Annotated in this window: 3 protein-coding genes; all 3 read left to right on the forward strand. The window is 57.4% G+C overall.

The window, feature by feature from the left end; genetic code table 11:
• Window positions 1-632 precede the first annotated feature (632 nt).
• Window positions 633-1085 carry a YhcH/YjgK/YiaL family protein gene (locus ACOTXT_RS22190; RefSeq protein ID WP_039265386.1) on the forward strand — a complete coding sequence of 151 codons (453 nt, stop codon included), beginning with the start codon at window positions 633-635 and terminating at the stop codon, window positions 1083-1085.
• A 223-nt stretch (window positions 1086-1308) separates the two neighbouring features.
• A complete protein-coding gene (yagE, locus tag ACOTXT_RS22195; RefSeq protein WP_055322409.1) occupies window positions 1309-2217 on the forward strand; it encodes a 2-keto-3-deoxygluconate aldolase in 909 nt (302 codons plus the stop codon).
• 14 nt (window positions 2218-2231) lie between these two features.
• Window positions 2232-4199 (forward strand): xylonate dehydratase YagF, encoded by a 1968-nt coding sequence (gene yagF, locus ACOTXT_RS22200; RefSeq protein ID WP_333166324.1) that lies wholly within the window; start codon window positions 2232-2234, stop codon window positions 4197-4199.
• Window positions 4200-4561: the final 362 nt, after the last annotated feature.

Consider the following 4561-nt stretch of genomic DNA (forward strand, 5'->3'; position numbering starts at 1 on the left):
GTCTGGCGGCGTTTACTGGAAAACTCACTGTCGGCAAAAGTCAGTTGCTGGCTCATCCGGTTACTCATTCTGGGTTCAGGTTACAACACGATGATCTCACATCTCGGACTTATTCGCACCTTCCTTAGCATGATTCGCATCAGATAATGATTAATTGGCTATTCTGGCGAGGTGAATAGCTAAGCACTATCCGTTGTCATTATTTGCAGTTGTTAGTGTTTTGTAGAATTTAATGCTTTGAAATATTTTGTTAAGCTGTTGATTTTAAATGTTTTTATTGGTTGTGTGGAATGACTATGCAATATTGCTAATTAACTATTTTTGGCTTAAGGAAAATCAATAAATATTTATTGAATTTAATAGCAAATTATCAAAGTGATAAAATGTGAAGCTGTAGCGAGTTTTGTTGTTAAGGCATGACGATCAGTAAGTTAGCGCAAGGCCGTGATAACGAAGAACTGAAGATATGCATAATGACTGCATAAATGCCTGCGAGGGCTTAACAGCAAATTAACACCATTCCCGATAAACATGCGTTCGCGCAAAACCCGTCTAAAAAGCGCTGGTATGGCAGTCGGGATTCTCGTATAAAAGATAAAAATGAAACGTTGTTTTATATTGAGGGTATTCTGATGATTATCGGCAACATCCACCATCTGCAGTCCTGGCTGCCTGAGGATCTGCGTCAGGCCATTGAGCACGTTAAATCTCACGTCACCGACGCGACGCCGCTCGGCAAGCACGACGTCAACGGCAACAGTCTGTTTTATCTGGTCTCTGAAGATACAACCCAGCCGTTCGCCGAGCGTCGCGCCGAGTACCACGCGCGCTATCTGGATATTCAGATCGTGATGAAGGGACAGGAAGGGATGACATTCAGCACCCTGCCGCCCGGCACGCCGGACACCGACTGGCTGGCGGACAAAGACATCGCGTTCCTGCCGGAAGGCGAGCAGGAGAAAACCGTCGTGTTGAGCGAAGGGGATTTTGTGGTGTTCTGGCCGGGTGAGGTGCACAAGCCGCTGTGCGCGGTGGGGGCACCTGCTAAGGTCAGGAAAGTGGTGGTGAAGATGCTTGTAGAGTAACCCCTCTCCCAAGGGGAGAGGGTGTAAAAGTTCCCTCTCCCTGTGGGAGAGGGTTAGGGTGAGGGCATCAGGCCGCCCCTTCCAATTTGTGATCCAGCTTAAATTTCCCGCACTCCTTCTTCCCTTCCCATTTACCTCTCCTTTTTCTGCGTCATAGTATGATCGTTAAATTAATGAACGCTGTTCTATAATGTAGAATAAAATGATTCAGCAAGGAGATCTCATGCCGCAGTCCGCGTTGTTTACGGGAATCATTCCCCCTGTCTCCACCATTTTTACTGCCGATGGCCAACTCGATAAGCAGGGCACCGCCGCGCTGATCGACGATCTCATCAAAGCAGGCGTTGACGGCCTGTTCTTCCTGGGCAGCGGCGGCGAGTTCTCCCAGCTCGGCGCCGAAGAGCGTAAAACCATTGCCCAATTTGCGATCGATCATGTCGATCGTCGCGTGCCGGTCCTGATCGGCACCGGCGGCACCAACGCGCGGGAAACCATTGCGCTCAGCCAGCACGCGCAGCAGGCGGGGGCGGACGGCATCGTGGTGATCAACCCTTACTACTGGAAAGTGTCGGAAGCGAACCTGATCCGCTATTTCGAGCAGGTGGCGGACAGCGTCACGCTGCCGGTGATGCTCTATAACTTCCCGGCGCTGACCGGGCAGGATCTGACCCCGGCGCTGGTGAAAACCCTGGCCGATTCGCGCAGCAACATCGTCGGCATTAAAGACACCATCGACTCCGTCGCCCATCTGCGCAGCATGATCCATACCGTCAAAGCCGCCCATCCGCACTTCACCGTGCTGTGCGGCTACGACGATCATCTGTTTAATACCCTGCTGCTCGGCGGCGACGGGGCGATCTCGGCCAGCGGCAACTTTGCCCCGCAGGTGTCGGTGAATCTTCTGAAAGCCTGGCGGGATAAAGACGTGGCGAAAGCGGCTGAGTATCATCAGACCTTACTGCAAATTCCTCAGATGTATCAGCTGGATACGCCGTTTGTGAACGTCATTAAAGAGGCGATCGTGCTCTGTGGCCGCCCGATTTCCACGCACGTGCTGCCGCCCGCCTCTGCGCTGGACGAGCCGCGTAAGGCGCAGCTGAAAACCCTGCTGCAACAGCTCAAGCTCTGCTGAGCCGGACGATAACCATGACCATCGAGAAGATTTTCACCCCGCAGGACGATGCGTTTTATGCGGTGATCACCCACGCGGCGGGGCCGCAGGGCGCGCTGCCGCTGACCCCGCAGATGCTGATGGAATCCCCCAGCGGCAACCTGTTCGGCATGACGCAGAACGCCGGGATGGGCTGGGATGCCAACAAGCTGACCGGCAAAGAGGTGCTGATTATCGGCACCCAGGGCGGCATCCGCGCCGGGGACGGACGCCCGGTCGCGCTGGGCTACCACACCGGGCACTGGGAGATCGGCATGCAGATGCAGGCGGCGGCGAAGGAGATCACCCGCAACGGCGGGATCCCGTTTGCGGCCTTCGTCAGCGATCCGTGCGACGGGCGCTCTCAGGGCACGCACGGCATGTTCGACTCCCTGCCGTACCGCAACGACGCGGCGATCGTGTTTCGCCGCCTGATCCGCTCCCTGCCGACGCGCCGGGCGGTGATTGGCGTCGCCACCTGTGATAAAGGGCTGCCCGCCACCATGATTGCCCTGGCTTCGATGCACGACCTGCCGACCATTCTGGTGCCGGGCGGGGCGACGCTGCCGCCGACCGTGGGGGAAGACGCGGGCAAGGTGCAGACCATCGGCGCGCGCTTTGCCAACCACGAACTCTCCCTGCAGGAGGCCGCCGAGCTGGGCTGTCGCGCCTGCGCCTCGCCGGGCGGCGGGTGTCAGTTCCTCGGCACGGCGGGCACCTCGCAGGTGGTCGCGGAAGCGCTGGGGCTGGCGCTGCCGCACTCCGCGCTGGCCCCGTCCGGGCAGGCGGTGTGGCTGGAGATCGCCCGCCAGTCGGCGCGGGCGGTGAGCGAGCTGGATAACCGCGGTATCACCACGCGCGATATCCTCACCGACAAAGCCATCGAAAACGCGATGGTGATCCACGCGGCGTTCGGCGGCTCCACCAATTTACTGATGCACATTCCGGCCATCGCCCACGCGGCAGGCTGCACGATCCCAGACGTAGAGCACTGGACGCGCGTCAACCGCAGGGTGCCGCGCCTGGTCAGCGTGCTGCCCAACGGCCCGGACTATCACCCGACCGTGCGCGCCTTCCTCGCGGGCGGCGTGCCGGAGGTGATGCTTCACCTGCGCGATCTTGGCCTTCTGCACCTCGATGCCATGACCGTGACCGGCCAGACGGTGGGCGAGAACCTCGACTGGTGGCAGACGTCCGAACGCCGTGAGCGCTTCCGCCAGTGCCTGCGCGAGCAGGACGGCGTGGATCCGGATGACGTGATCCTGCCGCCGGAGAAAGCAAAAGCGAAAGGGCTGACCTCGACGGTTTGCTTCCCGACGGGCAACATTGCGCCGGAAGGATCGGTGATCAAGGCCACGGCGATCGACCCGTCGGTCGTCGGTGAAGATGGCGTTTACCGCCACACCGGCCGGGCGCGGGTGTTTGTCTCGGAAGCGCAGGCGATCAAGGCCATCAAGCGGGAAGAGATCAAGCAGGGCGATATCATGGTGGTGATCGGCGGCGGGCCGTCCGGCACCGGCATGGAAGAGACCTACCAGCTCACCTCCGCGCTGAAGCATATCTCGTGGGGCAAGACGGTGTCGTTAATCACCGATGCGCGCTTCTCGGGCGTGTCGACGGGCGCCTGCTTCGGCCACGTGTCGCCGGAGGCGCTGGCGGGCGGGCCGATTGGCAAGCTGCGCGATAACGACATCATCGAGATAGCCGTGGACCGACTGACGTTAACGGGCAGCGTGAACTTTATCGGCACGGTGGACAACCCGCTGACGCCGGAGGAGGGCGCGCGCGAGCTGGCTCGGCGGCAGACGCACCCGGACCTGCACGCCCACGACTTCTTGCCGGACGACACCCGCCTGTGGGCAGCATTACAGTCGGTCAGCGGCGGCACCTGGAAAGGCTGTATTTATGACACCGATAAAATTATCGAGGTAATTAACGCCGGTAAAAAAGCGCTCGGCATTTAATTATTTTTCACGCGACTGTCGTCTACGGAATATATTCCGTGGACGGCTTTTGTTTGTCTTTATTTTATCAATTTAAACAATAAGTTGTGATATATCGTTGGCATCACAAAAGCAAAATAACGTAATTCGGAAATAAGATATGACCATTGCTGGTTAATTGAACAGCTCATTACACTCCATTAACACGATGTTGTAATTCAGCACACTACATAAGGGTGTAATTCTGATGACGCAATTAAGGAAGGTGCGAATAAGTCCGAGATGTGAGATCATCGTGTTGTAACCTGAACCCAGAATGAGTAACCGGATGAGCCAGCAACTGACTTTTGCCGACAGTGAGTTTTCCAGTAAACGCCGCCAGA

Source organism: Enterobacter cloacae complex sp. IR5422 (assembly GCF_049238165.1).
In the GTDB taxonomy this organism is placed as follows: Bacteria; Pseudomonadota; Gammaproteobacteria; order Enterobacterales; family Enterobacteriaceae; genus Enterobacter; species Enterobacter roggenkampii.